This is a genomic window from Mycobacterium sp. MS1601 (assembly GCF_001984215.1).
Classification (GTDB): domain Bacteria; phylum Actinomycetota; class Actinomycetes; order Mycobacteriales; family Mycobacteriaceae; genus Mycobacterium.
Window position 1 is genome coordinate 6,302,477 of record NZ_CP019420.1, and the last position, 16,867, is coordinate 6,319,343.

At 66.8% G+C, this 16,867-nt stretch carries 11 protein-coding genes and 2 pseudogenes; 4 read left to right on the plus strand and 9 right to left on the minus strand.

What is annotated here, in order from left to right:
• Positions 1 to 66: 66 nt before the first annotated feature.
• The 4 genes and pseudogenes from BVC93_RS30155 (at position 67) to BVC93_RS30170 (ending at position 7,524) form a co-directional block, all read left to right on the plus strand.
• Positions 67 to 1,635 carry an amino acid permease gene (locus tag BVC93_RS30155; protein ID WP_083741473.1) on the plus strand — a complete coding sequence of 523 codons (1,569 nt, stop codon included), beginning with the start codon at positions 67 to 69 and terminating at the stop codon, positions 1,633 to 1,635.
• A 247-nt stretch (positions 1,636 to 1,882) separates the two neighbouring features.
• Positions 1,883 to 3,687 (plus strand): annotated as a pseudogene (locus tag BVC93_RS30160) (N-acetylglutaminylglutamine amidotransferase).
• Positions 3,688 to 3,689: 2 nt separating this feature from the next.
• Positions 3,690 to 5,471: an N-acetylglutaminylglutamine synthetase gene (gene ngg, locus BVC93_RS30165; protein WP_083740605.1), complete on the plus strand. Its 1,782-nt coding sequence runs from the start codon at positions 3,690 to 3,692 to the stop codon at positions 5,469 to 5,471.
• Between the two features lie 145 nt (positions 5,472 to 5,616).
• Positions 5,617 to 7,524, plus strand: a complete 1,908-nt coding sequence (locus tag BVC93_RS30170; protein ID WP_083740606.1) for a PE-PPE domain-containing protein — start codon at positions 5,617 to 5,619, stop codon at positions 7,522 to 7,524.
• Positions 7,525 to 7,535: 11 nt separating this feature from the next.
• Here BVC93_RS30170 and BVC93_RS30175 read toward each other — a convergent pair whose 3' ends face one another.
• The 9 genes and pseudogenes from BVC93_RS30175 to dxr form a co-directional block, all read right to left on the minus strand.
• Positions 7,536 to 8,102: an alpha/beta hydrolase gene (locus BVC93_RS30175; protein ID WP_083740607.1), complete on the minus strand. Its 567-nt coding sequence runs from the start codon at positions 8,100 to 8,102 to the stop codon at positions 7,536 to 7,538.
• A 70-nt stretch (positions 8,103 to 8,172) separates the two neighbouring features.
• On the minus strand, positions 8,173 to 8,805 hold the full coding sequence (locus BVC93_RS30180) for a hypothetical protein (protein WP_083741474.1): 633 nt from the start codon (positions 8,803 to 8,805) through the stop codon (positions 8,173 to 8,175).
• A 107-nt stretch (positions 8,806 to 8,912) separates the two neighbouring features.
• Positions 8,913 to 9,776, minus strand: coding sequence for a type I methionyl aminopeptidase (gene map / locus BVC93_RS30185; protein WP_083740608.1), 864 nt, complete (start codon positions 9,774 to 9,776; stop codon positions 8,913 to 8,915).
• Positions 9,777 to 9,812: 36 nt separating this feature from the next.
• Positions 9,813 to 10,394, minus strand: coding sequence for a DUF1707 SHOCT-like domain-containing protein (locus BVC93_RS30190; protein ID WP_083740609.1), 582 nt, complete (start codon positions 10,392 to 10,394; stop codon positions 9,813 to 9,815).
• A 21-nt stretch (positions 10,395 to 10,415) separates the two neighbouring features.
• A pseudogene (locus tag BVC93_RS30195) lies at positions 10,416 to 12,229 on the minus strand (penicillin-binding transpeptidase domain-containing protein).
• A 132-nt stretch (positions 12,230 to 12,361) separates the two neighbouring features.
• Entirely contained in the window at positions 12,362 to 13,216 is an 855-nt protein-coding gene (locus BVC93_RS30200) for a GNAT family N-acetyltransferase (protein WP_083740610.1), read from the minus strand.
• 48 nt (positions 13,217 to 13,264) lie between these two features.
• Complete coding sequence (ispG, locus tag BVC93_RS30205) at positions 13,265 to 14,422, minus strand: flavodoxin-dependent (E)-4-hydroxy-3-methylbut-2-enyl-diphosphate synthase (protein WP_083740611.1); 1,158 nt, start codon at positions 14,420 to 14,422, stop codon at positions 13,265 to 13,267.
• A gap of 10 nt (positions 14,423 to 14,432) precedes the next feature.
• Positions 14,433 to 15,656 (minus strand): M50 family metallopeptidase, encoded by a 1,224-nt coding sequence (locus BVC93_RS30210; RefSeq protein ID WP_083740612.1) that lies wholly within the window; start codon positions 15,654 to 15,656, stop codon positions 14,433 to 14,435.
• Positions 15,653 to 16,840 (minus strand): 1-deoxy-D-xylulose-5-phosphate reductoisomerase, encoded by a 1,188-nt coding sequence (dxr, locus tag BVC93_RS30215; RefSeq protein WP_083740613.1) that lies wholly within the window; start codon positions 16,838 to 16,840, stop codon positions 15,653 to 15,655. Before dxr ends, BVC93_RS30210 begins: the two co-directional genes overlap by 4 nt.
• Between the last annotated feature and the right edge of the window lie 27 nt (positions 16,841 to 16,867).

Here is a 16,867-nt window from a genome sequence, read left to right on the forward strand (position 1 = left end):
AGGTCGCTTCCGGCGTCCGTGGGCCGGTCCGGTCCACACATCTCAATCTTCACGAAGGAGGGCACGGTGCCCGAAGGACACGAACATCTCAGCGATGACGAGAAGCATCTCGCGAAACTGGGCTACACCCAGGAGCTGTCCCGCTCCTGGTCCGGCTTCTCCAATTTCGCCATCTCGTTCTCCATCATCTCCATCCTGGCCGGTTGCTTCACGTCCTTCGGGCTGGGTTGGAACAATGGCGGACCCGCGGCCATCGCGTGGGGTTGGCCCATCGTGTCGGTCTTCATCCTGATGATCGGCCTGTGCATGTCGGAATTGGTGTCGGCGTTTCCCACCTCCGGCGGAATCTATTGGTGGGCAGCCAAACTGGGCGGTCCAAAGGCCGGGTTCTATACCGGCTGGCTGAACCTGATCGGCCTCATCGCCATCTTGGCCTCGGTCGCCTACGGCAGTGCGACATTCCTGGACCTGACGCTGGGCACCTTCAGCGAAGGCTGGTTGGCCGGCTACAGCCTGACCCGCACGTTCATCCTGTTCGTCGTCATCCTGGCGGCGGTGGCCGTCATCAACATCTTCTCGTCGCACCTACTGGCGGTGATCAACAACATCTCGGTGTGGTGGCACGTCGCGGGTGCCGCAGCGGTCATCTTGATCCTGATCCTGGTGCCTGAGCAGCACGCCAGCTTTTCCGACGTGTTCGCCCAGACCATCAACAACTCCGGCATCTTCGGCGGCGAGAAGAACATCGGCTGGCTGCTGTTCGTGCTGCCGATCGCGGCGATCCTGACGCAGTACACGATCACCGGCTACGACGCGTCCGCCCACCTGTCGGAAGAGACCCACAGCGCCGCCGACGCGGCGGCCAAGGGCATCTGGCGGTCGATCTTCTACTCGGCCATCGGCGGCTGGATCCTGTTGCTGGCCTTCCTGTTCGCCGTGCAGGATGCCGACGAGGTGTCGGCCAGCGGCGGTGCGGTGGTCACCATCTTCACCCAGGCGATGGACACCCCGTGGGTGGGCGTCGTGCTGCTGATCTCCACCGCCGGCCAACTGTTCTGCACCACCGCCTGCCAGACCAGCGCTTCCCGCATGCTGTTCGCGTTCAGCCGCGATCGCGCCGTGCCCGGACACCAGCTGTGGTCGAAGGTGAATCACGCCCGGGTGCCTGCCAATGCCGTGATCGTCACCGCGATCCTGGCGGCCGTGATCACCCTGCCGGCACTGGTGGAGGTGGACATCAACGGCGCGCCGGTGCCGGTCGCGTTCTTCGCGGTGGTCTCCATCGGCGTGGTGGGGCTCTACCTGTGCTTCGCCGTGCCGATCTATCTGCGCTGGCGAATGGGCGATGCCTTCGAGGTCGGGAGCTGGAATCTACGCGGCCACCATCGCTGGCTGGCGCCCATAGCGCTCATCGAGATTGTCGTGACATCCATCATCGCGATGTTCCCGACGTCGCTGGGCGGCATGCCGTGGGACCCCAGCTTCGAATGGAAGTTCGTCAACTACACCCCGCTGTTGGTGGGCGGAGTGCTGGTGCTGCTCTTCATCTACTGGCACGTCTCGGTGAAGCACTGGTTCACCGGTCCGATCAAGCAGGTGGACAGTTCAGGAGACACCCTCGAAGGCGTTTCCTGACCCTCGGTTCCCCGACCCCCGCGCTCCTCGAGTTCCCCGACCGAGGAGCGCGGGCCTGACGGGTCGACGAGGCGGCGACGGAGGAGACGGCGAGAGAGGGCCCGGCAGCGGCAGATCCTGTGTGACGAGGATCTCCGGGTGGTTTGGTGCGGTGACGGACGGGTTAATACCGAATCAGTCGCCTGGCACTGCCGTGCGGCATGCAACTGAATCCGATGAGTCGCCGATACGGAGTAGGGTCGAACGAGTGTGTGGAGCCACCGGCGAGGTACGCCTCGACGGAAGAACCCCAGATGTCAGTGCCGTCGCCGCGATGGCCGAGGTCATGGTGCCGCGAGGCCCGGACTCGGCAGGAGTGTGGTCGCAAGGCAGGGTGGCCCTCGGGCACCGGCGCCTGAAGATCATCGACCTCTCCGAGGCCGGCGCCCAGCCCATGGTCGACGCCGAACTCGGTCTGTCGGTTGCATGGAACGGCTGTATCTACAACTACGAGGAGCTGCGTCACGAGCTGATCGGGCACGGCTACCGCTTCTTCTCGCACAGCGACACCGAGGTTCTGATCAAGGGCTACCACCACTGGGGTGACCGCTTCGTCGACCACCTCAAGGGCATGTTCGCGTTCGCGATCGTCGAACGTGACAGCGGCCGGGTGCTGTTGGGTCGCGACCGCCTCGGCATCAAACCGCTGTATCTCACCGAGGATGCCAACCGAATTCGGTTCGCGTCGTCGTTGCCCGCGCTGCTGGCCGGTGGAGGGGTGGACACCCGCATCGACCCGGTCGCACTGAACCACTACCTGAGCTTTCACTCGGTGGTACCGCCTCCGCTGACCATTCTGCGTGGGGTGCGCAAGCTGCCGCCCGCCACGCTGTTGGCCATCGAACCGGACGGCCGCCGTGTCGCCACCACCTACTGGTCCCCGACTTCTCCCGGTCCGCCGAGCGCGCCGACTGGACCGAGAACGACTGGGAGGACGCCGTTCTGGAGTCCCTGCGACTGGCCGTGAAGCGCCGCCTCGTCGCCGATGTGCCGGTGGGCTGCCTGTTGTCCGGCGGGGTGGACTCCAGCCTGATCGTCGGTCTGCTCGCCGAAGCGGGCCAGACCGGACTGAAGACCTTCTCGATCGGCTTCGAATCCGTCAACGGTGTGGCAGGTGACGAATTCAAGTACTCAGACATCATCGCCGACCGCTTCGGCACCGACCACCACCAGATCCGCATCGACACCGCCCGGATGCTGCCGGCCCTCGACGACACCATCGGCGCCATGAGTGAACCCATGGTCAGCCATGACTGCGTGGCGTTCTTTCTGCTGAGCCAGGAGGTCGCCAAACACGTCAAGGTGGTGCAATCCGGTCAGGGCGCCGACGAGGTGTTCGCCGGCTACCACTGGTACCCACCGATGGGTGAACCTGCCGCGGCCTCGTTGGACGGGTCGGTGGCCGCCTACCGGTCGGCGTTCTTCGATCGGGACACCGCGGCCGTGAACGACCTCATCACTGCGGCCTTCGCCACCGACGGCGATCCCAGCGGCCTGTTCGTCACCGAACACTTCGGTGCCGCCGGCGCCGAGACCGGAGTGGACCGCGCTCTGCGCCTCGACACCACGGTGATGCTGGTCGATGACCCGGTCAAGCGGGTGGACAACATGACCATGGCCTGGGGTCTGGAGGGCCGGGTGCCGTTCCTGGATCACGAGTTGGTCGAGCTGGCAGCCACCTGCCCGCCCTGGCTCAAGACCGCCCACGAAGGCAAGGGTGTGCTGAAACAGGCTGCGCGCAAGGTCATTCCGTCTGAGGTGATCGATCGCCCCAAAGGCTACTTCCCGGTTCCGGCACTCACCCATCTCGAGGGGCCCTACCTGGACATGGTCCGCGACGCGCTGTTCACCCCGGCGGCCAAGGAACGTGGCCTGTTTCGCCCCGAGTCCGTACAGCGCCTGCTGGAGGATCCCAACTCCCAGCTCACCCCGCTGCGCGGCAACGAGTTGTGGCAGATCGCGCTGCTGGAACTGTGGTTGCAGAAGCACGGCATCAGCGGGCCGGCGGCATGAGCATGACCTTGAGCCAGTCCGACTCTGATCATCCCGAGGCCACCGAAGCGATCACGATGAGCCTGCACGAGGCTTCACCGCAGCATCTCGTCGATGCCATGGCAGAGAACGTCGAACTGGAACTGGGTTGGGGCAGGCTGATTTTCGGGCAGACCTACGCCGACCCTGCTGAGCTGGCCGAGGCATTGCGCCGCGAGGGACCCGGCCGGCGCGACATCTGTATCTACGCCCGCGAGTCGCATGTGTTGGTCGCGATGGCACCGCACGAACTGTTCATCGACCCCAGTCACACCTACCGGCTGCGCTTCACCGGCGAGAGTGTGGCCCCGTCGGCCTCGCCGGTCGCAATCACGGTGCGGCCGTTGCGCAGCGTCGCCGACGCCGATGCGATGAACCGGGTCTACGTACGCTGCGGCATGGTGCCCGCACCCACCGACGTCATCTGGGACAACCACGAAAACGCCCACGCCATCGAATACCTGGTCGCGGTACGCGATGACGACGACACGGTGATCGGAACGGTTACCGGCGTCGATCACGAACGCCTGTTCTCCGATCCGGAGCAGGGCTCCAGTCTGTGGACCCTGGCCGTCGACCCCGCAGCCAGTGTGCCCGGTGTCGGCGAAACGCTGACCAGGGCACTGGCGGCCATCTTTGCCGAGCGCGGCCGGGCCTACATGGATCTGTCGGTGGCTCACGACAACGGTGCGGCCATCGGACTGTACGAGAAGCTCGGTTTCCAGCGGGTCCCGGTGCTCGCGATCAAACGCAAGAACGCGATCAACGAACCGTTGTTCACACCGGTGTCCGAGACCGTCGACGACCTGAACCCGTACGCGCGCATCATCGCCGACGAGGCCACCCGTCGCGGTATCCACGTCGAGGTACTCGACGCCGAGACCGGCGAGGTCCGGCTGTCCCACGGTGGCCGCAGCGTGGTGACGCGGGAGTCGTTGTCGGAGTACACCTCCGCGGTAGCGATGAGCCGCTGCGACGACAAGCGACTGACCCGGCGCATCGTCAGCGAGGCCGGCGTGGTGGTGCCCCGCGGCCGGCTCGCGACCTTCGATGCCGGCGACCACGAGTTCTTCGCCGAAGTGGGCGACGTGGTGGTCAAGCCCACCCGTGGTGAGCAGGGCAAGGGCATCACCGTCGGCGTCTCGGGCGACGAGGAGTTGGACAACGCCCTGGCCCGGGCCCGCGAGCAGCATCCCGAGGTGTTGATCGAGCAGCGCGCCAACGGCGACGACCTTCGACTGGTGGTCATCGACGGCAAGGTGGTGGCCGCTGCCTTACGCAAACCTGCCGAGATCATCGGCACCGGCACCCACACCATCGAGCAGTTGATCGAGGCGCAGAGTCGCCGACGCGCAGCGGCCACCGGCGGCGAATCGGTGATTCCCGTCGACGAGGTCACCAGGGCCACCGTGGCCGAGGCCGGATGGTCGTTCGAGGACGTGCTGCCCGAAGGACAACGGCTCCGGGTGCGCCGCACCGCAAACCTGCACCAGGGCGGCACAATCCACGACGTGACCGCCGAGGTGAACCCGGAACTGTGCCGGGTGGCTGTCGCCGCCGCCGAGGCGATCGGCATTCCGGTGACCGGTATCGATCTGCTGGTGCCTGACGTCACTGGCGAGGAGTACGTGTTCGTCGAGGCCAATGAGCGTCCGGGGCTGGCCAATCACGAACCCCAACCCACCGCAGCGGCGTTCATCGACTTCTTGTTCCCGGGACAGCCGGGGCTGCCGCAGGCGTGGACCCCCGAGCACGCGCCGGAGTGACAACCATTCGGTGAGTGGTAGCTGACCGCTGATCGGACGATGCTACGGTTACGCTCGCGACAATTCAGCGACGAAGCAGGGCCGGTTCGTCCCTCCCACCATCACGGCGTGAATTGCCGCCGTGACATCAAGGAGGTCGATCCGGGTGGCGGGTCCAAAACGCAAGCGGAGCCACAAGGTCAGGCGCATCGCCAAGACCGGCGCAATCACTGCCGTCGCCACCGGCTTGTTGTGCAGCACGGGGCCCGGCACCGCGGCAGCCGGCACCGCGACCATCCCGGTTGGTGACTACGGCAGTGTCGAACTGCCAGTCTCGACGTTTGCCACGGGCTGGCCGTTCTGGTTCGCCGACACGCTGGGGATCATGCCCGAATTGCCCGACGAGATCGGCCGACTGGGCTATCTGTCGTCGTGGAACAGCCGTGACTTCTACAACGCCATCACCGGCATCTCCACCGACGCCGTGATCGACTTGGATTCCACCTTCCACGGAGTGCACATCAGCGACCGCGTCGACGTGATGGCCCGAGCGGCGTTGGTGGCCTCGTTCGGCTCGTCGTCCTATGCGGCGATGGCCGCCTACCGATCGTTGGCAGATGCAGTGCTGGGTGCACCCCTGCCCGGTGACTACACCCCGATCGAGTCGGCGCCGGGCCGAGATGACATCCCGTTCAAGAACATCGCGGCCGGGGACCTGACCGCCGCGATGTACCAGGATCCCGCGCTGCCGAACACCCTGGCTCTGGTGCTGGCGTTGATCCGAGACCCCGGCACGCCGAACGGAGGCCTGGCAGCTCGGTTCTCGGGGCTGCCCTCACTGCTGGGGATCCACACCGTGACCCCCGATGTGTCGATGATCGTGCCCGACGGTTTCGATCTCTCCGATCCCTACAGCGTCGAGATGCGCCAGACCCAAAGCCGGGTCTGCGTCCCCATCCTTGGTTGCAGCACCGTCACGTACGACGTCCCGGCCGCGGTGTCCAATTGGGATGGCGGCAAGATGCTGCTCCCGCTGAAGTTCACCTTGAACTGGGAGTACGACACGGTGAGTGATTTCCCGGCCACCCTGAACCCGGTATCGCTGGCCAACAGTCTGATGGCCGGACTGCTACCCAGCTATATCGTCCGCGGTCTGGACACCGCAGCGTTGGCCGAGCAGCTCGCCGACCAACTCGGGATCAGCACCGACGCCATCGTGGATGCGCTCACCGGCGCAGATCCCGACTCTCCGGAAGTCACCGCGGCCATCAACAACTACCTCACCGTGCGTGCCTCCAGCCTGCCGTTGCTGGAACCGCTGCGGCTACCGTTCGACCTGATCAACACGGTGTTGGGCACCAACCTGCGCAACCCTGTCGCCGACGCCCTGGAACCGGCACTGAAGATCCTGGTCAACATCGGCTACACCGACGTGGTGACACCTGCCGATATCGCCGCCAACCCCCAGTTGTCCGTGTACGGCGAGTACGGCCGCACCTTGGACACGATGGGCGAGCACATCCAGTTCATGTCGACGTCGCCGCTGACCGTGGACGAGTACCTGCGCGTCCCCGGAGATGTGTTGACCGCCCTGCTGACCGGGATCAAGAACGTCCTCGTCGGCGCTACCTCCGCCTCCGACGGTGTAGTGCCGTCGACTCCAACCGAACCGGAGCCGGACACAGAGAACACCACCAGGGCGAAGAACGTCATCACAGCGGCGCCGTACGAGCAGACCCAGCCGGCCGACAGGTCCGTCGACTCGACGGAGCAGCCCGCCACCACCGAATCGACGGCCGACGAGTCCGAGTCGCTCGGCAGCGACGAGTCGGATGACGTGTCGAGCACCACCAAAACCAGGCCGTCCAGCCGCACGTCGGCAAGGCTGGCACTGGATGGGCTTTCCGTGCGAGACAGCCACACCGATCGTCAGGACCCGTCGGACGACAACTCGTCGTGTCCACCGGATTCTGCCGATGCGGGCGAAGAGAACGACACCAAGGTCTCAGGAGAATCGGGAGACTCGGGGGACGCCGACAAATCGGAGACGAAGGTCACGACCGCCGCAGAGTGACCGTCAGCGGTTCACCAGGTGCTGGTGCGCAGCACGATCTCGGCGGCCAACTGAGCGGTGGCCTCCTGTGCGTTGCGCCGCGCCAGCATCTCGACCACCCGGAAGTCGCCGTAGACGTACCGCTGGCTGGCGTGCACCACCGCCCGCGACGGAGACGTACTGACCAGTGCGGTGGTGTTCATCTCGACGGCCGGGCAGTCGGCCAGACGCACCGTGCCCGATGGGTCCGGCACCCGGGGATGCCCACGGTCCACCACCACCAGCCCGGTGAACCGGTCCAGCCGCGACGCCGCGAGCTCCCAGGCCAACTCCGCGCCGGCACGGTCGCCGACCAGCACGGCCCAGCGCACCCCGATGACGTCGAGCACGCCGAGCACCGATTTGGGTGTCAGCCGCGGGTCGGAGCCCAACACCACCGTGCGCAGATTGGCGGTGTGCAGCCGTGCGCAGACCCCGTCGTAGGCCGCCGTGGCCAATTTCGCGGCGGCCAACATCACCACCACGGGACCTTTCTCCGGACCGGCGATGTCAACCGGAATGGGAAAGCCCTCGACGGTCGGAATCATCGTCGCAGGCATTGCGCCACGCTACAGGCAGCGCCGCGTGCCCGGGCAGTTTCGGCACGTTCGAATTCATTCGTTGAGCAGATCACCCCGCGGCGATCCGCTCCGACTGTTTGGCCATGACATCGAGAAATGTCTGCGGCAGAGTGGCTTTGGCGCTGATGCCAGGGTTTTCCACCGGCAGGCTCAGACCTATCATCGCCATGGGTCCGATGTTGGCAAAGGTCATGTACACACTGCTCTCGACGCCGCTGAGGTTCATGGTCTGCTGGTAGACCAGCGCGTCGTCGGCGGCGGGAAGTGCCTCGTCCAGCTTGGTGGTGACCATCGGGATCCCCGGTGAGGACGGGTCGAAGAAGGTCTGGAAGGTCTCGCAGCGTGCCGCCGTCTGCGCCAGTTCGTCGAGATTCAGATGCCAGGACAGCACCGTGACGACGATCCGCGCGCCGTCATAGCCGGCGCTGAATTGTTCGGCACTGCCAGGGCCGCGCTGCGCTGATGCGGCGATCACATTGGTCAAGCCGTCGCTGCAGCCGGGGGGTTTGGACAGCATCGCGGGAGGTCCGCCCGCACCGTCGGGCTGGCCGGGTTCGAAATCGATGCGGTGGTACTCGACGCCGTCCGGAAAATCGGCGGGCCCCAGAACCACTTTTTCCAACGTGGCGCCGGGCCATGTGGCGGTACCGGCGATCACGGAACTGCACGCCGAGACGGCCATCGCCACCAGGGCGCTTGCGGAGACCGCGCATATGCGGCGAATCACCGCTCCAGGCTACCGGCCGGCGTCGGGGCCACGACCGGCCATCAGCTCCAGCTGGGCTCCACTCACGCCGAAGGCAGCGTCAGGATGTCCGCGCCGTCGTCGGTGACCACCAGGGTGTGTTCGAACTGTGCGGTCCAGCGCTTGTCCCTGGTGGCCACGGTCCAGCCGTCGTCCCAGATCTCGTAGTCGAGGCCGCCCAGGTTGATCATCGGCTCGATGGTGAACGTCATGCCGGGTTCCAGCACGGTGTCGACGGACGGCTGGTCGTAGTGCAGCACCACCAGTCCGTTGTGGAACGTCTCGCCGATGCCGTGGCCGGTGAAATCGCGAACGACGTTGTAGCCGAATCGGTTTGCGTAGGCTTCGATCACCCGGCCCACCACAGAGAGCTGACGGCCGGGTTTGACCGCCTTGATGGCCCGCATGGTGGCTTCGTGGGTGCGTTCGACCAGCAGCCGGTGTTCCTCGGCCACGTTGCCGGCCAGGAAGGTGGCGTTCGTGTCACCGTGCACGCCGTCGATGTAGGCGGTGACGTCGATGTTGACGATGTCGCCGTCCTCGATCACCGTCGAGTCCGGGATACCGTGGCAGATGATCTCGTTCAGCGAAGTGCAGCAGGACTTCGGAAAGCCCTTGTAGCCCAGCGTCGACGGGTACGCGCCGTGGTCGACCATGTACTCGTGCGCGATGCGGTCCAGCCGGTCGGTGGTGACTCCGGGGGCCACCGCTTTGCCGGCTTCGGCCAGCGCGTCGGCGGCGATGCGTCCGGCCACCCGCATCTTCTCGATCACCTCGGGCGCCTGCACCCAGGGCTCGCTGCCCTCTTTGGCGGTCGGCTTCCAAGCGTATTCGGGCCGGGGAATCGACTTGGGCACCGGCAGCGTGGGCGACACCTCACCGGAGCGGAGCGCGGAACGAACTGACATGACGCCAGGGTAGCTGGGCGAACGCCGAGAGAGCCGTCACGCCCGCCGTTTGCGGTTCCAGCCCCGGCGCGGCCCCCGGATGTCGACGCCTCCGCACACCACCTTGCCGGTGAGAATGACGTGTGGATTGCCCTCGGCGGGAGCATCTTTGCGATGGTCGCGAGCACTGCCCATGATCACCTCGATGTCATCGATGGAGGCGCTGGCGCCGTCGGGCAGCCGCAGATCCAGGCCGCCGACCCGCAGGTCCAGTTCGATCACCACGATGGGCCCGCCGAACTTGGCACGGGTGAGGTCCAGATCCACCGAACCCATCCGGCGCACCAGGGCCAGCCGGGTGGGTACCGTCCACTGCCCGTGGCGCTTCAGCGAGCCCATGACACCGCGCAGCTCCACCCGGTCGGCAGCCGAGGTGACGATGGCGCCGGGACCGGGCAGATCGTCGACCAGGATGTCGAGCTCGGCTCGCATCCGTGCCGACGACACCTGTACCGAACGCTCCTCGAACTCGTCTATGTCGATCAGACCCAGCGCGACGGCATTGTGCAGCCTACGCAGCGTGCCATTGCGATCGGCGTCGGAAACGCGCATCGCAGCGGTGTGGTCGTCGACGGTCATGGTGCTACCCAAGGTACCGCGTCAGGTCAGGTAATCACCGGGCAAGCTGTCCAGCATCTGCCTGGTCATCCGCACTGCGTACTCCGAGCTCCCGCCCCCGACGATCAGCGAGGCAAACGCCATGTCTCCGCGGTAGCCGGCGAACCAGGAGTGCGAGCCGCCGGCGAACTCGGCCTCGCCGGTCTTGCCGTAGACCACTCCGGCGTCGGCCAGATCCTTGGCGGTGCCATTGGTGATCACCAGCCGCATCATCGAGCGCAGGCCGTCGAGCAGTTCGGGACTGATCGGCCTGGCCTCACCGGTCACCTTGGTCTCGTGGCCGACGATCAGATGTGGCACCGGCGTCTTGCCCGATGCGACGGTAGCGGCCACCAGCGCCATACCGAACGGGCTGGCCAGCACCTTGCCCTGGCCGAAGCCGTCCTCGATGCGCTCGGTCAGGTTCACCGTCGGCGGCACCGAGCCGGTGAACGTGGTCAAGCCGTCGATCTCGTAATCCTGGCCCAGCCCGTACTGAGCGGCGGCCACGGTCAGGCCGTCGCGCGGCATCCGGCTGGCCAGTTCGGCGAACGTGGTGTTGCAGGAGCTGGCGAAGGCCCGCGACATCGGCACCACACCCAGGTCGAAGCCGCCGTAGTTGGGCACGATGCGATGCCCGATCTCGGCGGTGCCGGGGCAGCCGAGCAGGGTGTTGGGTGTGGCCATGGCGCGGTCCATCGCCGCGCCCGCGGTGATGATCTTGAACGTCGACCCGGGCGGGTACTGCCCGGTGGCGGCCACCGGCCCGTCGGCGTCGGCCGCGGCGTTCTGCGCCACCGCCAGGATCTCCCCCGTCGACGGCCGGAGCACCACCAGCATCGCCTTCATGCCCTGTCCGTCGACGGCGTTTTGCGCGGCATTCTGCACCGCGCGGTCCAGGGTGATGGAGATCGACGGCGCGGGTGCCGGCGGTTCTTCCTTGAAGACGTCGACGTCCACGCCGTTCTGGTTCATGCTGACCACCCGCCAGCCGGCGTCGCCGTCGAGTTCGTCGATCACGGCCTTCTTCACCTCGGTGACGATCGCCGGCGCGAAGCGTGGATCGGTGGGCAGCAGGTCGGCCTGGGGAGTGATCACCACCCCCGGCAACTTCTCGATGGCGGGCGCTATCCGGTCGTTGTCGGCCTTGTTCAAGGTGATCAGGCTCAGCGCCCCGGTGGTGGAGCTGGCTTCCTCGGCGAGCCGCTGCGGGTCGAGTGTCGGAATGAAGGGCCTCAGTGCGTCGGTGACGAAGCGCGAGGTGTTCATCAGGTCGCGGCCGGCCTTGGCGGCGTCGAGTTGGTAGTGGTACAGGTTGCCCGGCACCAGGACGTCACTGCCGCCGAGCTCGTTGACCGAGGCGCGCCGCGGCGGGTCCGAGCGCAGTTGCAGCGTTTGATTCTCCCCAGCTTCGGGTGCAGACCCGTTGCGGCCCAACGGACTTCCCACTGCCCTTCGTCGCGGACCATGTTCAGCTGGCCGTCGTAGGACCACGTGCGCCCCTTCGGCAGGTGCCAGGTGTAGCGGTAGTTGACGCTGCCGATGTCTTGCGTGTACTTGGTGCCGGTGACCTGGGCGTCGAGATGTTGGGCCTGCAGCCCGCCCCAGGCCGCGTTGAGTGCGGCGCGGGCCTCGTCGGGCTTGTCGGTGAACTGTGAGGCGCCGGTGGTGTCGCCGGTGGCCAGGGCGGCGAAGAACTGCTCCGCGGCGGGTGCGGGTCCGTCCGGCCGTGGTGTGCAGGCGGTGAGTCCGACGGCGAATCCCGCGACGACCACCGTTGCCGTTACGCGTGTTACTAGTGATCCGTTTGTGACCATTGAGGCTGATGTTAGAGCTGCGACAGCACGCTGTTGGTTAGGCACACCGAGAGCGTCGGAAGCCCGCGTTGTTTTCTGCGCCACGGCTGCGCTGAGGCGCTTTTCGCCGCCCTACGGCAGAAATCAAGCGGTTCAGTCGAGCAGCACGGTGGCGAACGTACCCACCTCTGTGAACCCCACCCGCGCATAGGCGGACCGGGCCACGGCGTTGTAGTCGTTGACGTACAGGCTGGCCACCCGGCCGCCGGCCACCACCGCGGCCGCCAATGCCGCCGTGCCCGTCGCACCCAGTCCCTGGCCACGTCGCTCGGGATGCACCCAGACGCCCTGGATCTGACCCACCGACGGCGACTGTGAGCCGACCTCGGCCTTGAACACCACTTGACCGTGCTCGAAGCGAGCCCAGGCCCGGCCCGCAGCGATCAGCCCGGCCACTCGACGCCGATAGCCGCGCCCGCCGTCGCCGAGTCTCGGGTCGATGCCCACCTCACCGATGAACATGTCGATGGCCGCCACCAGATAGGAATCCAGCTCGTCGATGCGCACGCGGCGCACCGCGGGGTCCACCGGGCACATCGGGGGTGTCGCCAGCGCCAGCAATGGTTGTTGATCACGCACGTCGCGCGCTGGGCCCCAGGCACTTTCGAGCCGCTTCCACATCGGCAGCACCAGCTCGGCCCGGCCCACCAGCGACGAACAACGGCGCGCGGTGCTCATGGCTTTGTCGGCGAAGGCGTGCAGATCCGGGGCCGACCCGCGCAGCGGGATCAGGTTGGCGCCGGCGTAACACAGCGACTCCTCGGCACGTCTGCGCGTCCACAGCTCACCACCGATGGCATTGGGGTCGATCCCGTGGTCGGCGACGCGGGCCGCCACCATGCACGAACCCACCGGATCGTCGTCGAAAACCCGATGTGCGGCGGCCGCGTCGCGCACCACAGACACCCGCCGCTCGTCGACCAGACGAAACAGAGGTGGAGCCGACATCAGGACTCTTTCTCACGACCGCGGCTCCCGGTTAGCCGCATACCGCTCCTAGCTTACGGTCACCACCGGCGGTCCGCTGGCACTTGCGTCTTCACCGCGCTCCTCGGCGATTCGCAACGCCTCTTCGATCAGGGTCTCGACGATCTGCGCCTCCGGCACCGTCTTGATGACTTCACCGCGAACGAAGATCTGGCCCTTGCCATTTCCGGACGCAACGCCCAGATCGGCCTCGCGGGCCTCACCCGGTCCGTTCACCACACACCCCATCACGGCCACCCGCAGCGGCACGTTCATCCCCTCGAGACCGGCGGTGACCTCGTTGGCCAGGGTGTAGACGTCGACCTGCGCGCGACCGCAGGACGGGCAGGACACGATCTCCAGCCCGCGCGGACGCAGGTTCAGCGACTCCAGGATCTGGTTGCCGACCTTGATCTCCTCGACCGGCGGCGCCGACAGGGACACGCGGATGGTGTCGCCGATGCCCTTGCTCAGCAGCGCACCGAACGCAACCGCCGACTTGATGGTGCCCTGGAAAGCCGGCCCGGCCTCGGTGACGCCGAGGTGCAGCGGGTAATCGCACTGCGCGGCCAACTGCTCGTAGGCAGCCACCATGATCACCGGGTCGTTGTGCTTGACGCTGATCTTGATGTCGCCGAAGCCGTGTTCTTCGAACAGCGAGGCCTCCCAGAGCGCGGACTCCACCAGAGCCTCCGGGGTGGCCTTGCCGTACTTCTTCAGCAGCCGCGGATCCAGCGAGCCGGCGTTGACGCCGATGCGGATCGGGATGCCCGCGTCACCGGCCGCCTTGGCGACCTCCTTGACCCGGCCGTCGAACTCTTTGATGTTGCCGGGGTTCACCCGGACCGCGGCGCACCCGGCGTCGATGGCGGCGAAGATGTACTTGGGCTGGAAGTGGATGTCGGCGATCACCGGGATGTTCGCCTTTTTGGCGATCGCGGGCAGCGCGTCGGCGTCTTCCTGGCGCGGGCAGGCGACGCGCACGATGTCGCAGCCGGAGGCCGTCAGTTCGGCGATCTGCTGCAGCGTGGAGTTGATGTCGTGGGTCTTGGTGGTGCACATCGACTGCACGGCGATCGGATGCTCACTGCCGACGCCGACACCGCCCACCATCAGCTGGCGCGTCTTGCGCCTCGGGGAGAGCGTGGGCGCCGGGGCTGCCGGCATACCCAGGCCGATCATGGTCATCAGATTTCTCCTATTGGAACAGCCTGATCGGGTTGACCAGATCTGCAGTCACGGTCAGCAGCATGTAGCCGACCACCACCACCAACACTACGTAGGTGGCGGGCATCAGCTTGAGGTAGTTGACGGGGGCGGCGGCCACCCTGCCGCGCGCCGCTCGGAGCATATTGCGGATCTTCTCGTAGACCGCAATCGCGATGTGGCCGCCGTCGAACGGCAGCAGCGGCACCAGGTTCACCGCGCCGAGCACGAAGTTCAGCTGGGCCAGGAAGAACCAGAACGCCACCCACAGTCCGGCGTCGACGGTGTCGCCACCGATGATGGAGGCGCCGACCACGCTGATGGGCGTCTCGGGGTCGCGTTCGCCGCCGCCGATGGCGTCCACCAGAGCGCCGATCTTGGTGGGGATGTTCGCCAGCGCCTTGCCGAGTTCGACCGCAAGATCGCCGGTGAAGGCGAAGGTGGCCGGGATCGCCGAGAGCGGGTTGTGGTGGGTGGGCCCGAACTGGGCGGCGGCGACGCCGATGGCGCCGACGTCGATGGTCTGCTCGGCGCCGTCGGCGCCGGTGGTGATGCGCTTGGTCTGGGTGACGTCGACGACGGTGGTGAACTGCCTGCCGTCGCGTTCCACGGTGAACGGCGTCGGCGCGTTGAGCTCGCGCACCGCGGTCACCATCTCGTCGAAGTTGGCGACCGGGGTGTCGCCCACCTTGACGATGGTGTCACCGGACTGGATGCCGGCCTGGGCAGCCGGCCCGGCGCCGGCGCATTCACCCAATTCACCGCGGGCGATTTCCGGTGCCACACAAGCCGTTTGGCCGACGATCGCAGTGGTGGGCGGGTGCAGGTTGGGCAGGCCCCAGACCACGGCGATGCCGTAGATCAGCACCAGGCCGATGATGAAGTTCATCGCCGGCCCGGCGAACAGGACCGCGACCCGCTTCCAGGTCTTCTGCCGGAACATCGCGTACTTGCGATCCTCGGGAGACAGTTCCTCCACCGAGGTCATCCCGGCGATGTCGCAGAAGCCGCCCAGCGGGATGGCCTTGATGCCGTATTCGGTCTCACCCAGGCGGTTGGGCCGCCACGTCGACCAGAGCGTCGGCCCGAATCCGACGAAGTACCGGCGCACCTTCATGCCGGTGGCGCGGGCCACCCACATGTGGCCGCACTCGTGCAGCGCCACCGAGACCAGGATGGCCAGGGCGAACAGCACGATTCCCAGAGCGAACATCATTTTGTGGTGAGGACCTTCCGTGAAACCGCTCGATCGATCTGCGTCCGAGCGCGCTGTCGAGCCCAGCGTTCAGCGTCGAGTACATCGTCCACGGTAGCCGGTTGCGCTGCCCATTGATCGGCGGCGTGCAACACGTCACCCACCGTTGCCACGATGGTCGGGAACGAGATCCGGCCCGCCAGGAACGCCGCAGCGGCCTCTTCATTGGCGGCGTTGTAGACCGCGGTCATGCACCCGCCCGCGGTTCCGGCGCGCCGGGCCAGGTCCACCGCGGGGAACACAGCACTGTCCAGGGGCTCGAACTCCCAGGTGGAGGCGGTGCTCCAGTCGCAGGCGCCGGCCGCTCCCGGCACCCGGGCCGGCCAGCCCAGGGCCAGCGCGATCGGCAGTTTCATGTCCGGCGGCGACGCCTGGGCCAGGGTGGACCCGTCGCAGAAGGTCACCATGGAGTGCACGATCGACTGCGGGTGCACCACCACCTCGATCTTGTCGTAAGGGATGCCGAACAGCAGGTGAGTCTCGATGAGCTCGAGCCCCTTGTTCACCAGCGACGCCGAGTTCAGGGTGTTCATCGGCCCCATCGACCAGGTGGGATGAGCACCGGCCTGCTCAGGGGTGACGGCCTCGAGGTCCTCGGCGCGCCAGCCGCGGAACGGTCCGCCGGAGGCGGTCAACACCAGGCTGGCCACCTCCTCGGGGGCGCCGCCACGCAGGCACTGGGCCAGGGCCGAGTGCTCGGAGTCGACGGGCACGATCTGACCTGGCGCGGCCGCCTCGAGTACCAGCGGACCACCTGCCACCAGCGATTCCTTGTTGGCCAGGGCAAGCCGGGCGCCACTGTGCAGGGCCGCCAACGTGGGCCGCAGCCCGAGCGCTCCCACCAAAGCGTTGAGCACGACGTCGGCGGGGGTGTCCTCGACGATCCGGGTGGCGGCCTCGGGTCCCGAGTACCGGACCGATACGCCCAGGTCGCTGACGCGCTGGGCGCCGGCGGGATCGGCCACCGCGATGTTGGTGACGCCGGTCTGCTGCGCCTGCTGGGCCAGCAAGTCGGGATTGCCGCCGTAGGCCGCGAGGCCGACGACCTCGAAGCGGTCCGGGTTGGCCGCGATGACGTCGAGCGCCTGGGTGCCGATGGATCCGGTGCTGCCGAGGATCAGAACCCGGACGCGATTGGTGACCACCGCCCCATTGTGCCGCGCCTGTGCACG